The 14,353-nt window shown below is 54.4% G+C and carries 15 protein-coding genes; 2 read left to right on the forward strand and 13 right to left on the reverse strand.

Annotation, left to right across the window (positions count from 1 at the left end; genetic code table 11):
* Positions 1-21: 21 nt before the first annotated feature.
* From D3H35_RS08810 to D3H35_RS08860, 11 genes are read right to left on the reverse strand one after another with little or no spacing between them, the layout of a single operon-like run.
* Positions 22-669 carry a hypothetical protein gene (locus tag D3H35_RS08810; protein ID WP_119148717.1) on the reverse strand — a complete coding sequence of 216 codons (648 nt, stop codon included), beginning with the start codon at positions 667-669 and terminating at the stop codon, positions 22-24.
* Positions 662-1,534, reverse strand: a complete 873-nt coding sequence (locus D3H35_RS08815; RefSeq protein WP_119148718.1) for a cell division protein FtsX — start codon at positions 1,532-1,534, stop codon at positions 662-664. Before D3H35_RS08815 ends, D3H35_RS08810 begins: the two co-directional genes overlap by 8 nt.
* Positions 1,531-2,178, reverse strand: coding sequence for a cell division ATP-binding protein FtsE (locus D3H35_RS08820; RefSeq protein ID WP_119148719.1), 648 nt, complete (start codon positions 2,176-2,178; stop codon positions 1,531-1,533). Before D3H35_RS08820 ends, D3H35_RS08815 begins: the two co-directional genes overlap by 4 nt.
* Positions 2,175-2,780 carry a type 1 glutamine amidotransferase family protein gene (locus D3H35_RS08825; RefSeq protein WP_119148720.1) on the reverse strand — a complete coding sequence of 202 codons (606 nt, stop codon included), beginning with the start codon at positions 2,778-2,780 and terminating at the stop codon, positions 2,175-2,177. Before D3H35_RS08825 ends, D3H35_RS08820 begins: the two co-directional genes overlap by 4 nt.
* Positions 2,777-3,421 carry a phosphate starvation-inducible protein PhoH gene (locus D3H35_RS08830; RefSeq protein WP_119148721.1) on the reverse strand — a complete coding sequence of 215 codons (645 nt, stop codon included), beginning with the start codon at positions 3,419-3,421 and terminating at the stop codon, positions 2,777-2,779. Before D3H35_RS08830 ends, D3H35_RS08825 begins: the two co-directional genes overlap by 4 nt.
* Before the next feature lie 16 nt (positions 3,422-3,437).
* Positions 3,438-4,259 carry an ABC transporter ATP-binding protein gene (locus D3H35_RS08835; RefSeq protein ID WP_119148807.1) on the reverse strand — a complete coding sequence of 274 codons (822 nt, stop codon included), beginning with the start codon at positions 4,257-4,259 and terminating at the stop codon, positions 3,438-3,440.
* Between the two features lie 24 nt (positions 4,260-4,283).
* Entirely contained in the window at positions 4,284-5,984 is a 1,701-nt protein-coding gene (locus D3H35_RS08840) for a dipeptide/oligopeptide/nickel ABC transporter permease/ATP-binding protein (protein ID WP_199728495.1), read from the reverse strand.
* Positions 5,981-7,015 (reverse strand): ABC transporter permease, encoded by a 1,035-nt coding sequence (locus tag D3H35_RS08845; protein ID WP_119148722.1) that lies wholly within the window; start codon positions 7,013-7,015, stop codon positions 5,981-5,983. Before D3H35_RS08845 ends, D3H35_RS08840 begins: the two co-directional genes overlap by 4 nt.
* Positions 7,016-7,026: 11 nt before the next feature.
* Entirely contained in the window at positions 7,027-8,706 is a 1,680-nt protein-coding gene (locus tag D3H35_RS08850) for an ABC transporter substrate-binding protein (protein ID WP_119148723.1), read from the reverse strand.
* A 40-nt stretch (positions 8,707-8,746) separates the two neighbouring features.
* Positions 8,747-9,367 (reverse strand): hypothetical protein, encoded by a 621-nt coding sequence (locus D3H35_RS08855; RefSeq protein ID WP_119148724.1) that lies wholly within the window; start codon positions 9,365-9,367, stop codon positions 8,747-8,749.
* Positions 9,364-9,984 (reverse strand): aspartate/tyrosine/aromatic aminotransferase, encoded by a 621-nt coding sequence (locus D3H35_RS08860; protein WP_119148725.1) that lies wholly within the window; start codon positions 9,982-9,984, stop codon positions 9,364-9,366. Before D3H35_RS08860 ends, D3H35_RS08855 begins: the two co-directional genes overlap by 4 nt.
* 59 nt (positions 9,985-10,043) lie before the next feature.
* Between D3H35_RS08860 and D3H35_RS30285 the strand changes: the two genes are divergently transcribed.
* Positions 10,044-10,232, forward strand: coding sequence for a hypothetical protein (locus tag D3H35_RS30285; protein WP_147355784.1), 189 nt, complete (start codon positions 10,044-10,046; stop codon positions 10,230-10,232).
* Positions 10,233-10,241: 9 nt separating this feature from the next.
* On the opposite strand, the gene D3H35_RS08865 is transcribed toward D3H35_RS30285, so the two are convergent.
* A complete protein-coding gene (locus D3H35_RS08865) occupies positions 10,242-11,147 on the reverse strand; it encodes a LysR family transcriptional regulator (RefSeq protein WP_233567842.1) in 906 nt (301 codons plus the stop codon).
* A 152-nt stretch (positions 11,148-11,299) separates the two neighbouring features.
* Positions 11,300-13,195, reverse strand: coding sequence for a PrkA family serine protein kinase (locus D3H35_RS08870; protein ID WP_119148727.1), 1,896 nt, complete (start codon positions 13,193-13,195; stop codon positions 11,300-11,302).
* Positions 13,196-13,398: 203 nt separating this feature from the next.
* Here D3H35_RS08870 and D3H35_RS08875 point away from each other — a divergent pair, with 203 nt between their 5' ends.
* Entirely contained in the window at positions 13,399-14,286 is an 888-nt protein-coding gene (locus D3H35_RS08875; RefSeq protein WP_119148809.1) for a DUF2161 domain-containing phosphodiesterase, read from the forward strand.
* Positions 14,287-14,353 lie beyond the last annotated feature (67 nt).

Raw genomic sequence — 14,353 nt, forward strand, 5'->3', positions numbered from 1 at the left:
GTTCGTTCAACCATGCTTCATTCAGCAAGTGGAGCGTCGGCGAATTCCCTGCTGGCCCCATTCGTCCGCACCTTCGGCAACCGTTATTCGGTCCCGGTCCAGCAGCCCAATAAGCTCCTCCTCGACTTCCGCCGTCCAGTCGATGTCGAGGTAATTAGCCAATTGTTCAACGTGAACATCGGCATTGGACGCCAGAAATTGATTTCGCGCCTCAAGGCCTTGCTCGATTTTTTCCAGCAGCAAATTGTAGCTCCTCAGCTTTCGCTCCTCGCCGGACAACGCCGCATTTTCTCGATACAGCTCATCGAGCTGCTGCACGTATTGCCGGAAATAACGCTCCAGCACCCAGTAGTCGGCCATAAGCTCAGTCGGGCCGCCGGACTGCTGCAGCAATCCGATCCTGAAGTCGACTCCCATGCTGTCCAGCAGCAGCAATTGCTCAGCCGCTGCCGCACGATTTTCTGCGAAACGGGCCGTCTGTTCCGCCAATCGGGGCTTCATGCTTTCAATTTGCGCCTTGGTAGCGTCGATTTCCTGTCTGAGCTGCTCTGTCGAATCCACATCGACAATCGAGAGCAAATAATTGGAGAAAGCGCCGGTCAAATGGGCGTAAACGCCGGCTCCGCCGAAGGCTAGCAGCAGCATTGTCAACAGCAGCACTCTACGCATTGGAGATTAGCTTCCTTGTCGACAAGTAGGCAGCCGTCAAACCGATCAACGTCCCGCCCAAGGTCATTGCCGCCAGAATCGCACACAGCTCCGGCGTAGTTAAGCCGATGACTCCGCTCAGACGCCGATCCAGCGGAATCAGTACCCGCACATGTGCCGTATAGACAGCCAGCGCTGCAAGCAAGCTGCCAGCCAGCGCTACGACGCTTCCTTCGAACAGGAATTGCCCTCTCACAAGCAGAGGGCGGGCTCCGAGCAGCAGCTTGACGCGGATTTCCCGTTTACGCTGCTGCAACGACAGGTGAATCGACAGCAGCACATTGATAAAGGCGATGGCCGCAAAAAACACAAACAGCGCAAAGCCGTATTTGGCAAGCGCATCAGCGCCCTTATACAAGGCGGCTGCGTACTTCTGCGGATAAATGACGGTCGCAATTCCGTCAAGCGTTTGCAATTCTCCGGCGACCAGAGCTGTCTTCGAAGGATCTGTCAGCTCCAGCGTCACTGCGTCCGGAATGTCGCTGCCCTGAAGCGATTCTAGCAAATGGCGCTTATCCTGAAAAAACAGCCCGAATCGTTCCAGCAGCTGCTCCTTGGTTTCAACGGATGCAGACTTGACATAAGGCTGGCGCACCAGTATATCCGACAACTCTCTGGCATCCCTTGAAGGCTCTACATAAAGCTTGATCGTAATTTGCGATTCCAGGTAGTTCATCAGCGCCCCGGTGCCGGAACGGACAATGAGCAACGTACCGAAGATTGCCGTTGCGGCGAACACAAGCGCGCAAGCCGCAGCAGCCGCGCCGGCGTTTCGCCGCAAGCCTGCACAGGCGTCCCGAATATAGTAAGAAATCGGACTTCTCATCGTTCAACTATCCTTCCGTTTTCCATGCTAATCAGACGGGCTTCCGGCATGGACGCGAGCAGGTCGGCATGGGTGACCAGCAGCATGGCCATTCCCGTCTCGTCCTGCAGCGTCTTTAACAGCGACAGCATATCCGCGGCCGTCTCTCCGTCCAAATTGCCGGTGGGCTCGTCGGCCAGCAATATTTTCGGACGGTTGAGCAGCGCTCTCGCAATGGCAACCCGCTGCTGCTCCCCGCCGGAAAGCTCGTGCGGATAACTGTTTTCCTGTCCCGTCAAGCCGACCCGATCCAGCAGCGCTTCCGCCCGCGAGGCGATCTCCTTGGCCGGCATTCCCGTCACTTCGCCGGCCAAAGCTACATTTTCCAGCGCCGTCTTCCGCTCCAGCAGCTCGAACGACTGAAATATGACGCCCAGCTTGCGACGGATTACATGTTTGGGCATAGTCTTGATGCATGTGCCGTCCAGCAAAATGCTCCCGTAAAAATGGGGGATTTCCCGGTAAAGCAGCTTCAGCAAGGTGCTCTTGCCCGACCCCGAGCGTCCTTGCAAAATAACGAGTTCGCCTTCTCCCAGCCGAAAACATAAATTACGGAGCACGATGCGCTCTCCGTAATTTAGGTTCAACCCGTCGATGGCTATCATCGAATGTTACCCTCTGCCAACCAAGGGAGAAAACCGTCCAGAAACTTTTCGGCCGCCGGCATGAAATAAGAACCGAAATGAAAGTCCGGATCAAGCGTCGTTATAATCCAGCTGCCCTTGCCTTCGCGGCAAGTAAACAGCACCGCTCCGCCGTCTTCCGTGGCAATGACGACCTCGTCGTTCGCCTTGGGCCAAAATACGCCGTGGTAGTGCCAGGTTGCATCTCCCATGGAGATGTAGCGGAACAAGTCGTGCTCCGGCTTGAGCTGTACGAGACCGCTGCTCGCGTCCTTGTCCAGCCACCACCAGAAATTGGTCGGCCGGAATTCCCATTTCAATTGCGTCAACCAGCCATCCGGCAACGGCGTCATCGCGACAACCGTGCCCCCCTCTTCGACATAAGCTTTGAGCTTGTCCCTCGCTTGATCCATCAGCCCGCGATGCAGACGGGAGGTGACGAGCACGACGTCAAAGGAAGACAGCGGCGTATCGGCCAATTCCGGCAAATAAACGATATCCTGTAAATATTGACGATACTTCGGCTCATTCAGCGTGCGATAGTGCTGAGAGGAGCCGCCGTACAATGCAGCTATTTTTCTCATACGCGTTCCCGTCCCTCCTGCAGTCGACGATATTCTTCCTGTACCCATTGCATGAGCTGCGGTCCGATCCGACCGGAAGAGTTGGCCTCGGACCAGTAGCCGAACAAATTATTGCCGGCATGGACGACAATCGTCCCACTCGTGCTTTGCCGGTCAATGTACGTGATCGGTTCTCCGCCCGGCAGCGTCAGCAGCGGCGTCGCGCTGGGAGGCAGCGGATGGTGCCCTCTCGCAAAGAAACCGGCCACCCCTTTGTTGTACGTCATATCCTCCGATCGAACCCCTTGGAAAATCGGATGCGCGGGATCGGGATTGCCAACTGCATAATCCCGGTGGTCGACAATAGCCCGCGGCACAAAGCTCCGGCCTCCCGGCAGCCACGGACGGAACAAGTTGCCGCAGAATACGACGATTTTGCCGAGGTTTAGAAAAGATTCAATAATTGCTTTCTCCTTGTACAGGTGCTCCTGATCGGCAATGCCATCAATCGCAAGGCAAATGTAGGGCGAAAGATCGCACTGGGCAAGCTCGTATTGATCCCCCAAATCGATTCCTTCCACGTTCGGAGGCGATCCCATCTGCTCGCCGGTAAAGTAAGTTTCCACCCGAAGCAGCAAAATACGTTGTTGGCTATTATTCATCGTAAAAACTCCTTTTTCAAAAACGATCCAGCTCTTTCAAGGCTCCGATCAAGCTCTGCGTGTACGGATGCTGCGGGCGGGCGATGAGATCCCGGACCGGACCGGCCTCGACGATTTCTCCGCAATTCAGCACAAGCAGACGATCGCAGAAGCCCGCGGTAAGAGCGATATCGTGCGTAATAAACAAGTAGGAGACCGAATGCTTGACGCTCAGCCGCTTCATTACTTGAAGCAGCTCGAGCCGCAGCGACGTATCAAGCATGGACGTCGGCTCGTCGGCGACGATGAGCCGGGGACGACAGATGAAAGCGCGCGCCAGGCCGACGCGCTGGCGTTCTCCGCCGGACAGCTCGTGAGGATAACGCGACATGTACCGTTCAGCCGTCAGCGAAACCTCTTCAAGCGCTTCCCTGACAAGCTCCCGGCGCTGCTCCGCATCTTCTGTCTTCCGTCCGCGAATGACTAGCGGCTCGGCGACAAGCTGCTGAACCGTCATTCGCGGGGAGAGCGATTCGTACGGATCCTGAAACACAGTCTGAATGTCCTGCGCCGCATGTCTGCGCTCGCGGGCATTCATCCTCAGCAGATCCTTTCCCTCGAACAGCAGCCTGCCGCCATCCGGCTTCTCCAGTCCGGCGACGATTCGTCCAATCGTGCTTTTCCCTGCGCCGCTGCCGCCGACAAGCCCGACGGTTTCGTTGCGTCCGACTGCAAAATCAATGCCGTTCAGAACATTGGATGCGCCTTGGCCGGGCAGCCTGTACGATTTGCGCAGCCGCTCCGCCAGCAGCACGGCTTCATCGCCCTGATTTTCTCGTGCGGACGGGCCAGTCTTCACAATCGCCAATGTCCGTTCCTCCTTTCATTCCTCTGCCGCCTTTGTCGCCGAAATCCGGGGAATCGCCTCCATCAACCTGCGCGTATACGGATGGGAGGGGGAACGCGCCAGCGTCGCCGCTTCTCCTTCATCGACAATTTTTCCGTTCTCCAGCATTACGATCTTATCCGCAAGCCGAAGGACAACGGGCAAATCGTGCGAGATCAGAATCATCGATATGCCCAGCCTTCCTTGCAGTTGCTCCAGCAGCTTAATAATTTCAATCTGCACCTTCACATCCAGCCCCGTGGTAGGCTCATCGGCGATAACCAAGGCAGGCTCGTTAATAAGCGCCATGGCGATGACGACTCGCTGACGCATGCCCCCGCTCAGCTCATGGGGGTAGGCGGAGCTCCAATCGGAGGATAATCCGACCTGTTCGAGCGCCTGTTCGACCAAACGCCGCAATTCCGCTTTGCCGATGCTGCGATGAGCGCGAACAGCTTCGGCAAGCTGCGCGCCCACCGTCAGCACCGGATTGAGCGCATTCATCGCAGCTTGCGGTATTAACGCCATCCGGCGGCCTCTCAATTGACGCAAAGCTTCCGGCGGCAAGCCGTTCAATTCCTCGCCCTGCAAACGAATGAAGCCGCCGCTCACCTCTGCCGGCTGCTTCAGCATCCCCATGATGGAAGAAGCAATCGTAGACTTGCCGCTCCCGGATTCGCCGACAATACCGACAATTTCCCCTTTGCACACTGTAAAATCAACGTGATTGAGCGCCAAGACCGCTTCGCCGGTCCTATTGTATGTCACTGTCAGACCTTCCACTTCAAGCACCGGACCCGCTTCGCCGGATTTCGGCTTCAATGCATTGCCCGCAAGAGCAGTCGCCCAATTCGCCCAACGGGCATGGGAGGACGCGCCGCGCAGCCGCGGACTCACTCGCTCCTCAAGATAATATCCGAGCAAGGAAAAAGAGAGCACGGTCAAAATAATGCACACTCCCGGAGGAATAACCCACCAAATCCAAGAATCCGTCAAAAAAGCGTTGCGGACGTTGGCGTAATAAAGAATGCTGCCCCAGCTTTTGGCCAACGGATCGCCCAAGCCGAGAAAGCTTAAGGACGATTCAAGAATGATAGACATATTGACCGCGCGAACAAATTGAGGAATAAGCAGCGGCAATATGCCGGGCAGAAGATGCTTTCTTAGCAAGTAGACATGGCTTGCTCCCATAGATTTGGCTGCAAGAACAGGGCCTCTGCCTCGCAGCGCCATAATTTGCGAGCGAAGCTCGCGAGCTTTGCCCGCCCACATAATCAGCGTAATGACCCCTATTTGCGTATGGAGACTAGGTCCCATATACACACCGATGACGATCATGAGCGGTAAGTAAGGCAGCGTCATGCTGACGTCCACGATTCGCATGAACACCGTATCCGTCCAGCCGCCCGAATAGCCCGCGATCAAACCGATAAGCGCTCCGATTGCCGTCGCCGCAAGCGCGGACACAATGCCGACCAGCAGCGATACGCGAGCCCCTTCCGCCAGCTCGGCCAACAGGTCCTGGCCCATGTCATTAGTTCCGAGCAGGTGAGACAGGCTCGGATGCTCGAACGGAGCACCGGTCTGCTCGTAGGCGTCATGGCTTATCAACAAAGGACCGGCAACAGCAAGAAGCAAGATCGTCGCCAGCAGCGCGAGCCCGGTCAACCCGATTTTACGGGATGCGGATATTTTCATCGTGCCGCCTCCAATGCCCGCCGCGTCCGGACCCGGGGATCTACAAGCGGATAGGTCAAATCCGCAAGCAGGTTCGCGATAATAACTCCGACGGTGATCATCAGAAACACGCCCTGCATCATCGGATAATCTCTTGCAATGACGCTTTCGTAAAGCAATCGACCGATGCCCGGGTAGGAAAAGACGGTCTCGACGATAACCGCGCCTCCAAGCAATATGCCTAGACTCATCGTAAAGTGCGTATACACCGGCAGCAGCGCGTTGCGCAGCGCATGCCCGTAGAGCAGCCTGCGCGGCCGGACGCCTTTCGCCTCCGCCATCGTCATATAATCCTGTCCCAGCGTATCCAGCATCGAAAATCTCGTCATTAGAAAATAAGTTCCGATCGACGAGAACGTAATTGTAATGACCGGAAGCACCATACGGCGCAGCACTTCAAGCCCGTAATCCAGCGTGTTGCCCGGATGGATGAGCGGCACGGCGCCGTAGGATGGCAGCCAGCCAAGCTGCACCGAGAATATGGCAATGAGCAGCATGCCCGCCCAGAAAACAGGCATCGCTTCCATCGTCAACATTAGGACGAGCAGCACAATATCTCTGCGCTTCGCCCGATGCCAGGCCGCATAGGCGCCGAACAAAATTCCGGCGAACGGACTGAGCAGCAGCGCCGGCCCGATAATGAGCAGAGACCACGGCAAGCTGTCCGCGAGCACTTCCGTTACGGGCTTGCCGAATTTGGTGGAGCTGCCAAGCTCCAGCGTGAACGCCCCGGCAAGGAAGTCCGCATACTGCGACAGTATCGAACGATCCAGCCCCAATTCGCTGTTCACCTGGTCTCTCTGCTCTTCACTGAGCGAATTGACCTCCGTGCCGAACAAATAGCTGAGCGGATCGCCCGGAGCAAGCCGCGGCAAGCTGAAATTGATCGTCAGCGCAATGAACAGCACCAGCGCGTATTGACACGCCTTGCGGCCGATTCGGCTCCAGTAGACATATTTACTCTCCCTGCCGTTAACCGTCGATTGTGCCATTCAACGTTTCCTCAGCTTTCTCCAAGCGCCGTCTTGCGGGCTTCGGCGGACAGGAAGGAAAACTTGTTCACGATTCCGTATCCCGGAAGCTTGACCCAATTGTCATATTTATCCGCTTTATAAGCGTATCTGCCTTCCGGATAATACAGCGCGATCGAAGTCGGCTGATTGTTGAATAACGTCTGCATCTTGAATGCGATTTGCTTGCGCTTCGCTAAATCGCTCTCTGCCTCCCATTCGGCAATAATGCTGTCCATCTCCGGATACGCAACGCCCTTGGTCCACAAGTAAGACGACTTGTGCGATTGGACGAATTGATCCGGGTCCGCTACGCCGTGCGGCACAATCTCGGCAATGAACATGTCGAATTCCCGCGTCTGCATAAGCGTGCCGATCGTTCCCGCATCCAGCACCTCGACTTTGATTTCAATGCCCGCAGCGGCAAATTGCTTCTTGAGCAGCTCCGCCGCTCTGATGTGTGTCGGCTCGGTTGACGCGACCTTGAGGGAGAAGGAGAGCGCCTTGCCGTCCGTTGTCTCCCGAATGCCGTCGCCGTTGCCGTCAACGTACTTCGATTGTTCCAAGATGCGGTTCGCTTCCGCAACGTCAAACGGTGTGCTCAGCTCCGGATTGGTCCAAGGCGAATCAGGGTGCGGATAGCCCTTGACTCCCGCCCGCGCCTTGCCGAGCAGAACGGTATCCACGATCGCCTGACGGTCTACCGCTAGTGCCAGCGCTCGTCTGAATGCCGGCGTACTGAACGGCTCTTTGTCATAATTCACGCGCATATCCACAATGGTCAGCGGCGAGGTTTCTCCGATTTTCATACCGGGCAGCCCGGCGAACGTATCCTGCAGCTCGGCGGGAACGCTTCTCGTTACGACGTCCACCTCTCCGGCACGAAGCGCGTTGAATATCGCGGTCGGATCTTTAATAATCGGTACGTTGAGCGTTGCCACCGTTGGAGCGCCCATGAAATAATCCTTATTCGCTTCGAACTTGTAATACTGCTCGGGCTTGTATTCCGTAAGCTTGTAAGGACCGGTTCCAATGGCGAGCTCGGTGAACTTGCGAGGATTTTCGACATTTTTCCATATGTGCTCCGGAAGAATCGGCAAATCCGCCAGCGTTACATTAACAAGCGTCGGACAAGCAGTCGCGCACGTAAACTTTACCGTAGAAGCATCTTCTAGCGTTATCGTCTTAATATTGGGCGTGTCGTTCACATGATGCGTATAACGGTTTGCAGGACCGTCCCTGTAGTACTCGAACGTAAATTTGACGTCTTCGGCCGAAAAAGCTTCGCCGTCATGCCATTTAATGCCGGAGCGGATTTTCACCAGCCAGTTGAACTCGTCAAGCTGCTCCGCCGATTCGGCCAGCCAAGGCTGAGGCTGATCGACATAAGGCGATGGCGCGTAAAGCTTGTCGAATACAAGCTCGACAAGATAGTCCAGGCTTGCGGCGCTCGTATAGATGTTAAGCGGACCCGCGTCTCCGGGAACGGCTATTTTCAACTCCGAGACGGCGTTGCCTGCCGTTGGAACAGCCGAGGCGGCGCTTGAGGCCGGAGGAACGCTGGAAGAGGCATTTGAGTCGGCCGAATTGTCCGAGGAACAAGCTGAAAGCGCTGCGGAAAGCAAAATACAAATAACGAGCGTAACAAAAATCGATTTGCTTCGAGAAAACATGATCAGGTCATCCTCCAATGTCAACTTATTGAATCTGTTATTAGCGCGCGAAGCCTTCCTCCGTACCTTCCTTTCGCAACCAAGCCATAAAACCGTACATGAACGATTTTCCTTGATCGATAAAACCAAGTCCGAGGTGGAACATCGGATCCAGCGACGTTACCAGCAGTGTGCCTTCGTAGCTGACATCGTCAATATAGAGGATTGAGCGTCCCTCGGGCGTATTGACAAGCGAAAATGCGCCTTGAGGCACCCCGAACGTGCCGTGGTAATGCCACTTTACATCCCGCATCCCGATATATCGAAACAAGGAGTGCGTCATGTTATCCAGCGATAGAGGCAAGTCTCCGTTCTCCTTCACCCACCAACTGAAATTGACAGGGCTGTTCTCCCAGTCCACCCCGGGCAGCCAACCGTCGATGACTTCGCCGAATACGATGAGCTTCTTCCCGGCATTAAGCATTTTCAGAAATAAAGACTGATACCGCTTCAATAGCTGAAGAGACATCCGCTCGGGAATGATGAGCGTGTCGTACTGAAGCAAGTCATATTCCTCCAGCCTTCTGATGTTGAGTACATCGTCGTACAGCGGCCTGAACTCTTCCATCTGGTAAAATCGGTAATGATAGCTGTACCCATTGCTCAGAATCGCGATTTTCATTGAGGATGCCTCCCCTCGTTGCGCGCGCGCTCCGCCCGAATCCAATTGACCAGTTGCGGAACGGCGGCTCTGGACGTATTGCCCGGGGAAGAGAACATCGCGGGATCTCCGCCTGCGCCGGCCAGAACCGTGCCGCCAGTCGCCAAGCGTTGGCTGTACATAATAACGCTGCCGGATTGATCGACAATAATCGGCTCCGCCCCATCCGGCATTTCAAAATAACCGCGGGAGAAAAAACCGCGAACGCCTTCCTTATAATTCAGATCATAAGGATCAATGTCTTGAAAAATCGGATGCCCGTCACCCGCCACAATAATTTCCCGATCCTTCAGCGGGATCGGAGAACGCTGCCAGAGCACGCCGCCGGGCAGCCATGGCAAGTATGGCTCCGCAAAAGAACAAACCACGCCGCCTGACTGCAAAAAATGATGAATGATCGATCTGTGCTCGTACAAATACTCCTCGTCGATATAATTTGTCAGAACGACTCCTGCATACGCCGACAAATCCGTATAAGGCAAATCGTACAGCATGACAGAGCTGAGGCCTGTTTGCCGCATTTCCTTGCTTAGTCCCGTAAACTGAATGCCATTGCTTACATGCGCGACAGGCTTCATAGACAGCCTCCTTATGCCAAGTTCTCGTTGAATGCTCTCGTTTACAAGCATATAATACATTGAAAATGATTATCAATATCAAAATTGGCATGGAAACGGATTGCAGCGGGCAATTTGCAACAACTCGCCTGCCGTTAGCGCTTTCATTACTTTTTTGGATAGTTTCATTCGAAAAAATTATCGTGCCCCTCATGCAAAGAGATGCCGTCCTCCAAGGCGTAAACAGCCTTGAAGAACGGCATCTCTGAGTGTATCGATCAAATGGGCTGCGCATGAGATTGAAAATGATTTTGCGCAATTGTGCAAAAGGCGGTTTCTATCGGAGACAATGACGCATTCTTGCGTATAATGATCCCGTTTCTTCGTCGAATATGCAGCCCTGAGACGGGACGGACGACCAGCTCTCCTCTTCGGATTTCGTCCGCAACAACGCTTGACGGCAAAAAGGCGAGGCCCAGATGCGACTTCACCGCCTGTCTGATCAGCTCGAAGTTGCTCATCTGCAAGAAAGTGACGTTAACCCCGCTGAGTTCCATCTGTTCGCTTACGATTTTTTGAAAATAACTGCTGCTGGGCAGCAGAATCTTTTCATTTTGAAGGTCTCTGCCGAGAAGCAGCTTGCGCGATGCCCATGGATGGTCGGAGGGCAAAATAAGCTGAAATTGTTCTTGAAACAGCTCTATATAATCAAATTGATCGTGAATATTTTCATCTTCGCTATAGTAAGGCATGAATGCAAAATCCGTTCTCTTCTCCATTAGCGCTCGCTTCAGATCATCGTAGCAGAACGAATAGATTTCCATAACCTGCTTTGGATTATCCCGATTGAACCTGTCGAGAATATCTGCAAAATAATAGTTGGACAAGTATATACTGGCGTAGACTGACAGCACCTGCTGTTTTGCCGATTTTCTGATTTGCTCCGATGCTTCCTCCATTAAACGGTTCATCTGCCGGGCGTATGCCAAATAGATCTCGCCCGATTTCGTCAGCTGCACAGCCTTCCCGGAACGCTTGAACAAGGAAGCGCCCACCATTTCCTCCAGCTTCTGAATCTGGTTGGTGACGGCAGGCTGCGAGCGATACAGCCGTTTGGCCGTTTCCGTAAATGAGCCGCATTCAGCAAGGACAAGGAAGGTTTCGATTTGCTCGATGGATTTCAATTGGAAGCACCTCTCAATGGTGACCGTTCTATTATTGAGAAAGATTATCATTATCGAAATACTTTGTCAATTTAATCGCTTCTTTTGTCCGCTGTCACGGCACGAAAAACCGCCGCTTTTCCAATGGAACCCGCGGCGGTCTTCCTGCATCGTTATCTATTAAGCAAGCTCCCCACATATTTCAGCAGCTCGTTGGCGCATACGGGGCAGTAGCCATGCTCGTCGATCAGACGTTTCGTTACTTCGTTCATGCGCTTGAGCTGATTTTCATCCGGCGTTTTCGTCGACGTCGTGATCTTCACGATATCCTTCAAGTCGGCGAACAGCTTCTTCTCAATAGCTTCCCGCAGCCGTTCGTGAGTGCTGTAATCGAACTTTTTGCTTTTGCGGGAATAGGCCGATATTCGGATGAGAATTTCCTCTCGGAACGCTTTTTTCGCATTCTCGGATACGCCGATTTGCTCCTCGATCGACCGCATGAGCCGCTCGTCGGGATCCATCTCTTCCCCGGTCAGCGGATCTTTCATTTTCGCCCAGTTGCAATAAGCCTCGATGTTATCGAGATAGTTCTCGAACAGCGTGCGCGCAGACTCCTCGAACGAATAGACAAACGCCTTCTGCACTTCTTTTTTCGCCAGATTATCGTATTCCTTGCGCGCGACGGAAATGTAATTGAGATATTTCTCGCGTTCCTCCTTCGTAATGGAAGGATGCTGGTCGAGGCCTTCCTTCAAGGCGCGAAGCACATCCAAAGCGTTAATGCACGGCATGTCATGCTTAATAAGCGCGCTCGAAATCCGGTTGATGACATACCTCGGATCGATGCCGGACATTCCCTCCTCGGGGAATTCGTTCTGCATTTCCTTCAGATCGGCTTCCTTGTACCCCTCCACTTCCTCCCCGTCGTAGATGCGCATTTTTTTGACGAGGTCCATTCCTTGCTTTTTCGATTCCTTTAACCGGGTAAGTATGGAAAAGATAGCGGCAGCTCTAAGCGCATGCGGAGAAATATGAATGTGGTTCATATCGGACTGGGAAATGAGCTTCTGATAGATTTTTTCCTCGTCGGTTACTTTCAAGTTGTAAGGAACGGGCATGACGATCATACGGGACTGCAGCGCCTCGTTCTTCTTATTGGATATGAAAGCTTTGTACTCCGTTTCGTTCGTGTGGGCAATGATAAGCTCATCGGCCGAAATTAACGCGAACCGCCCCGCCTTGAAGTTCCCCTCCTGAGTCAAGGACAGCAAATTCCACAAAAACTTCTCGTCGCACTTCAGCATTTCCTGAAACTCCATCAGCCCGCGATTCGCCTTATTCAGCTCCCCGTCGAACCGGTAAGCGCGCGGATCCGATTCCGAGCCGTATTCCGTAATCGTCGAAAAATCGATGCTCCCCGTCAGATCGGCAATATCTTGCGATTTTGGATCCGAAGGGCTGAACGTGCCGATCCCGACGCGGTTCGCTTCCGATATAAGGACGCGCTCCACGGGCAAACGCATAATGTCACCCTCGAATTCGGTACGCAGCCTCATCTCGCAATGCGGGCACAAGTTCCCTTCGATCCTTACCTTCAGCTCCCGTTCTGCGTCGGTCCTCAGCTCGCTCGGGATGAGATGAAGCGGGTCCTCGTGCATCGGGCAGCCTTTGATGGCATACACCGCGCCGCGCTCCGTCCGGGAATATTGCTCCAGCCCTTTCTTCAGCAGCGTAACGATCGTCGACTTTCCTCCGCTGACCGGTCCCATAAGCAGCAAAATCCGTTTCCGAACGTCCAGCCGACGGGCCGCCGAATGAAAATATTCTTCCACCAGCTTTTCCATCGTCCGATCCAGGCCGTAAATGTCCGACTCAAAAAATTTATAGCGCTTGTGCGCGCCCCTCTCCTCCACGCCGTGTGACTCGATCATGTCATAAACTCTGGCATGCGCGGTCATCGCAGGTTTAGGATTGAGGCGCAGCAACTCGATATAATCCCGGAGCGTTCCCGTCCAATTCAGCTTTTCACTCTCTGCTCGATAATCCGCAATCCGATCAAATAGGTCCATGCCGCTTCCTCCTCGCTCTCTGTCTCTACAAAAACGTATTACATACCTATGCGGATAGACGGACGAAATTGCCCGGAAAACAAATGAAAACATTCCATGCTCCGCAAGGCCGATCAAGCTCTAACGTTGAAAACGGAAGAGAGATTCTTTCATGGTATAATGGACGGAAGAGTATCGCAGCGAATGCCGAAGGAGGAGCCGTATTGGCTGTCGAACGAGAAACCGAGCTGTATCCGCCCGTCAAGGCGTTCTTCGCAAAGCGCGGCTATGAAGTCAAAGCGGAAGTCCGAGGCTGCGATCTCGTCGCCGTCCGGGCGGACGAACCGACGCCGACCATCGTGGAGATGAAAAAAACGTTCACGCTGCCCTTGCTTCTGCAAGGAGCCGATCGTCAGCGCACAGGCGCCTTCGTATGGCTGGCCGTGGAACGAAACCGTTCCAAGCGGGGCGCCCACAATCAACGCTTCCAGGAGCTGTCCGCGATTTGTCGCAGGCTCGGACTCGGGTTTCTGACTATTACTTTCTACAAAACGAAGGAGCCCGTCGCGGAAGTGTGGTGCGAGCCGGCAGGCTCCGGATCGGTTAACGCCGCGACCCGCATACGGAACGGATCCAGCCTTGCCACAGCGGAGACGAGTGCAGCCTATTCGTCTGCCGCAGCTGCAGGCGGGGGCAGACGACGCAAAGGCACTGCCAAGCTGCTGCAGGAATTCGAAAGCCGCAGCGGCGATTACAACGTCGGCGGCAGCAACCGCAGCAAGCTCGTTACCGCCTATCGCGAGAAGGCGCTGCAATGCATGCTGGCCATTCGCTGTCACGGCCCTTCCGCTCCGCGGCACGTTCGCTCTTGGACAGGGTGCCCGAATGCCGCCCTTATTTTAAGAGATAACTATTACGGTTGGTTTCAACGAGTCAAAAAAGGGGTTTACGGCTTGAGCGAATCCGGCCATGCCGCTTTGGCGGAATACGCGGACATCGCTTCCGTATGGGCGGCCCGGTTCGCTTGGGCGTCCGAATGGAAATCAGCGGCTTCCGATACGACGGCAGCCGATTCCGCATCGGCTGTCTCAGGAGGTGAATCGCTCACGTGAACGGAATAGATCTTGGAGAGCTTCATGCCTTTCCGGAGCTTCCTGCCAAAGTCGATATCGGGCCTGA

It is taken from the genome of Cohnella faecalis, from assembly GCF_003570905.1.
GTDB lineage: Bacteria > Bacillota > Bacilli > Paenibacillales > Paenibacillaceae > Cohnella > Cohnella faecalis.

Bases quoted from the DNA above. Each gene is read 5' to 3' on its own strand.
- D3H35_RS08815 (WP_119148718.1), bottom strand. From the start codon at position 1,534: ATGAGAAGTCCGATTTCTTACTATATTCGGGACGCCTGTGCAGGCTTG.
- D3H35_RS08810 (WP_119148717.1), bottom strand. From the start codon at position 669: ATGCGTAGAGTGCTGCTGTTGACAATGCTGCTGCTAGCCTTCGGCGGA.
- D3H35_RS08855 (WP_119148724.1), bottom strand. From the start codon at position 9,367: ATGAAAATCGCGATTCTGAGCAATGGGTACAGCTATCATTACCGATTT.
- D3H35_RS08830 (WP_119148721.1), bottom strand. From the start codon at position 3,421: ATGAATAATAGCCAACAACGTATTTTGCTGCTTCGGGTGGAAACTTAC.
- D3H35_RS08870 (WP_119148727.1), bottom strand. From the start codon at position 13,195: ATGGACCTATTTGATCGGATTGCGGATTATCGAGCAGAGAGTGAAAAG.
- D3H35_RS08850 (WP_119148723.1), bottom strand. From the start codon at position 8,706: ATGTTTTCTCGAAGCAAATCGATTTTTGTTACGCTCGTTATTTGTATT.
- D3H35_RS08825 (WP_119148720.1), bottom strand. From the start codon at position 2,780: ATGAGAAAAATAGCTGCATTGTACGGCGGCTCCTCTCAGCACTATCGC.
- D3H35_RS08845 (WP_119148722.1), bottom strand. From the start codon at position 7,015: ATGGCACAATCGACGGTTAACGGCAGGGAGAGTAAATATGTCTACTGG.
- D3H35_RS08840 (WP_199728495.1), bottom strand. From the start codon at position 5,984: ATGAAAATATCCGCATCCCGTAAAATCGGGTTGACCGGGCTCGCGCTG.
- D3H35_RS08820 (WP_119148719.1), bottom strand. From the start codon at position 2,178: ATGATAGCCATCGACGGGTTGAACCTAAATTACGGAGAGCGCATCGTG.
- D3H35_RS08860 (WP_119148725.1), bottom strand. From the start codon at position 9,984: ATGAAGCCTGTCGCGCATGTAAGCAATGGCATTCAGTTTACGGGACTA.